At 74.5% G+C, this 4,463-nt stretch carries 4 protein-coding genes; all 4 read right to left on the bottom strand.

The annotated features are described in order from the left end of the window. Positions 1-7: 7 nt before the first annotated feature. Positions 8-979 (bottom strand): 3-hydroxyisobutyrate dehydrogenase, encoded by a 972-nt coding sequence (gene mmsB, locus ACJOT3_RS33095; RefSeq protein ID WP_406977073.1) that lies wholly within the window; start codon positions 977-979, stop codon positions 8-10. Then, positions 976-2,073, bottom strand: coding sequence for an enoyl-CoA hydratase/isomerase family protein (locus tag ACJOT3_RS33100; protein WP_406977074.1), 1,098 nt, complete (start codon positions 2,071-2,073; stop codon positions 976-978). The genes mmsB and ACJOT3_RS33100 overlap by 4 nt, the downstream gene beginning before the upstream one ends. After that, the gene (locus tag ACJOT3_RS33105; protein WP_406977075.1) at positions 2,073-3,221 is read right to left on the bottom strand and encodes an acyl-CoA dehydrogenase family protein; all 1,149 of its coding nucleotides are present in this window, start codon (positions 3,219-3,221) and stop codon (positions 2,073-2,075) included. Before ACJOT3_RS33105 ends, ACJOT3_RS33100 begins: the two co-directional genes overlap by 1 nt. After that, positions 3,218-4,463: CoA-acylating methylmalonate-semialdehyde dehydrogenase (locus ACJOT3_RS33110; RefSeq protein WP_406977076.1), on the bottom strand; the 1,246-nt coding region annotated here is incomplete at its 5' end. The genes ACJOT3_RS33105 and ACJOT3_RS33110, both read right to left, overlap by 4 nt.

The following is a 4,463-nucleotide window of genomic DNA, read 5'->3' on the forward strand; positions in this document are numbered from 1 at the left end:
CGCCGCCTCAGGCGTCCGCGGCCTCGGGGCTCCCGTGGTGGGCGTCCCCGCCGTGGACGTTCCCGCCATGAACGTTCCCGCCGCGGGCGCGGACCTCCTCCACGACCGCGGAGAAGTCCCGGCCCGCCCCGCCGTTCCCGGCGAACCCGGCGTAGACCTCGGCGGCCCGCGCACCGATCTCGGCCACGGTGCCGGTGGCGCGCAGCGCGTTCAGCGCCAGCCCCAGGTCCTTGGCCATCAGCGCCGCGGCGAACCCCGGCTGATAGCCGTTGTTGGCCGGGCTGGTCGGCACCGGCCCGGGCACCGGGCAGTAGGTGGTGAGCGACCAGCACTGCGCCGAGGCCGTGGACATCACGTCGAACAGCGCCTCGTGGGTCAGGCCCAGCCGCTCGCCGAGCACGAACGCCTCGCTCACCGCGATCATCGACGACGCCAGCACCATGTTGTTGCAGATCTTGGCGGCCTGGCCGCCGCCCGCGCCGCCGCAGTGCACGATGCGCCCGCCCATGGCCGACAGCAGCGGCTCGACCTCGGCGAACACCTCCTCCCGGGCGCCCACCATGAAGGTGAGCGTTCCGGCGGCCGCACCGGTCACGCCGCCCGACACCGGGGCGTCGACGGCCCGGTGCCCGGCCGCCTCGGCGGCCGCGGCCGCCGTGCGGGCGTCGGCGACGTCCACGGTGGAGCAGTCGACGAACAGCGTGCCGGGGCGGGCCGCGGCGATCAGGCCGGTGCCGGTGCCGGGGTCGCCCTGGTATGCGGTGAGCAGGTGCCGCCCGCTGGGCAGCATCGTGACCACCACGTCGGCGTCCGTGGCCGCCTCCGCCGCCGAGGCGGCCGGGCGCACCCCGTCGGCCGCCGCCCCGGCCAGCGCCTCCGGGACCGGGTCGAAGCCGGTCACCGTGTGCCCGGCCCGGACCAGGTTGGCCGCCATCGGCCCGCCCATGTGGCCGAGCCCGAGGAATCCGATCGCGGTCACGGCGCACCTCCCGTGGTGAGGCTGTCGGTGTCGGTGCCGAGGTCGGCCAGGCCCAGCGGGCCGTCGGGGGCCGGGCGGAAGTGCCGGGCCACCTCTTCGGCCGTGACCCCGTCCAGAGTGTCGGGCACCCACTTGGGGTTCCGGTCCTTGTCGATGATCTGGGCGCGGACCCCCTCGACGAAGTCGGGCGAGTCCAGCGCCGCACACGAGACCCGGTACTCCTGCTCCAGGACCGCCGCCAGGCCGGGCAGCTCCCGCGCCCGGCGCAGCGCCGCCAGGGCGACCTTCACCGCGGTCGGCGACTTGGCCAGGACGGTGTCGGCGGCCGCGGCCGCCGCCGGGTCGCCGTGGCCGCGCAGCCGGTCCACGATCTCCTCGGCGGTGGCGGCGGAGTAGCAGGCGTCGATCCAGCGCTCGCCGGTCAGGGTCGGGGCGGGCGCGGTCTCGGCGAACCGGCCCACCGCCTCGGCCACGTCCCCGGCCCCGGTCGCCTCGGTCAGCGCCGCGGCCAGGTCGGACAGGCGCTCGGCGGGCACGTAGTGGTCGGCCAGGCCCAGGGCGATCGCGTCGCCCGCGCCCACCGACCCGGCGGTGAGCGCCAGGTGGGTCCCGGCCTCCCCGGGCGCCCGGGACAGCAGGTAGGTGCCGCCCACGTCGGGCACGAACCCGATGGTGGTCTCGGGCATGCCCACGTTCGAGCGCTCGGTGACGACGCGGACCGACCCGTGCGCGGACACCCCGACCCCGCCGCCCATGACCACGCCGTCCATGAACGCGACGTAGGGCTTGGGGTAGCGGGAGATGTGCTCGTTGAGCAGGTACTCGTCCCGCCAGAACGCGGCGGCCGCGCCGTCGCGCTCCCGGGCGCTGGCGGAGATGGCGCGGATGTCGCCGCCCGCGCACAGCCCGCGTTCGCCCGCCCCGTCGATGAGCACCGCGGCGACCGCGTCGTCGCGCTCCCAGGCGGTCAGGGCCTCCCGCAGGGCGGTGACCATGTCGTGGTCCAGGGCGTTGATGGCGCGCGGCCGGTTCAGGGTGAGCCGCCCCAGGCGGCCCTCCACACGGACCAGGACCTTCTCCTCAGTGGTGGACATCAGGCGGCTCCCGTCAGTCCGCGCGCGATGATCAGGCTCATGATCTCGTTGGTCCCTTCCAGGATTCGGTGCACCCTCAGATCGCGCACGATCTTCTCAATGCCGTATTCGGTGAGGTACCCGTAGCCCCCGTGCAACTGCAACGCCCGGTCGGCGACGGTGAACCCGGCCTCGGTGGCGAACCGCTTGGCCATCGCGCACAGGTGCGCGGCGTCGGCGTCGCCCTCGTCCAGGGCGGCGGCGGCCCGCCACACCAGGGAGCGGGCGGCCTCCAGGTCGGTGGCCATCTCCGCCAGCCGGAAGCGCAGCGCCTGGGCGTTGATCAGCGGTCCGCCGAACGCCTTCCGGTCGCTCAGGAAGGCGGTGGCGGCGTCCAGCGCGGCGCCGGCCCCGCCCAGCGAGCAGGCGGCGATGCCCAGGCGGCCCCCGTTGAGGCCGTTCATGGCGATGCGGAACCCCTCGCCCTCCGCGCCCAGCAGCCGGTCGGCGGGCAGCCGCACCCCGTCCAGGACCACCTGGCGGGTGGGCTGGGCGTTCCATCCCATCTTGACCTCGTTGGCGCCGAAGGACACCCCCGGGTCGTCGCGGTCCACGACGAACGCCGACACCCCGGCGGGCCCGGGTCCGCCGGTGCGGGCCATGACGATATAGAGGCCCGAGGCGCCCGCCCCGGAGATGAACTGCTTGGTGCCGGTGAGCACGTAGTGGTCGCCCTCGCGGACGGCCCGGGTGCCCAGGGCGGCCGCGTCGGAGCCCGCGTCCGGCTCGGTCAGGCAGTAGCTGCCCAGCACGTCCATGGAGCACAGGCCCGGCAGCCACCGGTCGCGCTGGGCGGGGTCGCCGTAGCGGTCGACCATCCAGGCGACCATGTTGTGGATGGACAGGTACCCGGCCACCGACGGGCAGCCGGTGGCCAGCGTCTCGAAGACGAGCACGCCGTCGAGCCGGGACAGGCCGGAGCCGCCCGCGTCCTCGCGGACGTAGACGCCGCCCATGCCCAGGCCGGCGGCCTTGCGGAGCACGTCCACCGGGAAGTGCTTGCTCTGGTCCCACTCGATCGCGTGCGGGGCCAGGTGTTCGCGGGCGAAGTCCCGGGCCGCCTCGGCCAGGGCCGCCTGGTCCTCGGTGAGGGTCGCCGCGGTGGTCATCGCATCACCGGGATCGTGAAGGAGGCGCCCTCCCGTCGCCCTCCACCACCCTCAACGGACGCCTCCGGCGCGGCCCCACCGTAACGGGCTCCTCCGGAGGGCCAGCGCGACGTGACGGTCTTGGTGCGGGTGTGGAAGCGGATGGAGTCGGGGCCGTGCTGGTTGAGGTCGCCGAACGCGGACCGCTTCCAGCCGCCGAAGGTGTGGTAGGCCACCGGCACCGGGATGGGCACGTTGACGCCGACCATGCCGGTGGTCACCCGCCGGGTGAAGTCGCGGGCGGTGTCGCCGTCGCGGGTGAAGATCGCGACGCCGTTGCCGTACTCGTGGCCGTTGGCCAGGGCCAGCGCCGCCTCGTAGTCGGCGGCGCGCACCACCGACAGCACCGGGCCGAAGATCTCCTCGCGGTAGACGCGCATGTCCGGTCCGACCCGGTCGAACAGGGTGGGGCCGACGAAGTAGCCGTCCTCGAAACCCGGGACGGTGTGGCCGCGCCCGTCCACGACCAGCTCGGCGCCCTCCTCGACGCCCAGGTCGATGTAGCCGGTGACACGGTCGCGGGCGTCCGCGGAGACCAACGGGCCGAAGTCGGCGTCCGGGTCGTGCGAGGGGCCCACCTGCAGTCCGGCGACGCGCTCCTTGAGCCGGGACACCAGGGCGTCGGCGGTCTCCTCCCCGACCGGGACCGCCACGGACACCGCCATGCAGCGTTCGCCCGCCGAGCCGTACCCGGCGCCGATCAGGGCGTCCACCGCCTGGTCGAGGTCGGCGTCGGGCATGACCACCATGTGGTTCTTGGCGCCGCCGAAGCACTGGGCGCGCTTGCCGTGCGCGGTGGCCGTGGAGTAGACGTACTCGGCGATCGGGGTCGAGCCCACGAAGCCGACCGCCGCCACCCGCGGGTCGGTCAGCAGGGTGTCGACCGCCTCCTTGCCGCCGTTGACGACGTTGAGGACACCCGGCGGCAGCCCCGCCTCGGCGAACAGCTCGGCCAGCCGCAGCGGCACCGAGGGCGCCCGCTCCGACGGCTTGAGGACGAAGGCGTTGCCGCAGGCCAGCGAGGGCGCGGCCTGCCACAGCGGGATCATCGCCGGGAAGTTGAACGGGGTGATGCCTGCGACCACGCCCAACGGCTGGCGCAGCGAGTGGACGTCGATGCCGGTTCCGGCGTTGTCGGTGAACTCGCCCTTGATCAGGTGCGGGATGCCCGCCGCGAACTCGACCACCTCCAGTCCGCGCTGG

The organism is Nocardiopsis protaetiae (assembly GCF_045446735.1).
In the GTDB taxonomy this organism is placed as follows: Bacteria; Actinomycetota; Actinomycetes; order Streptosporangiales; family Streptosporangiaceae; genus Nocardiopsis; species Nocardiopsis protaetiae.

Excerpts from the sequence above, each read along its gene's own strand:
- ACJOT3_RS33100 (WP_406977074.1), bottom strand. The coding sequence starts at position 2,073 with ATGTCCACCACTGAGGAGAAGGTCCTGGTCCGTGTGGAGGGCCGCCTG.
- ACJOT3_RS33105 (WP_406977075.1), bottom strand. The coding sequence starts at position 3,221 with ATGACCACCGCGGCGACCCTCACCGAGGACCAGGCGGCCCTGGCCGAG.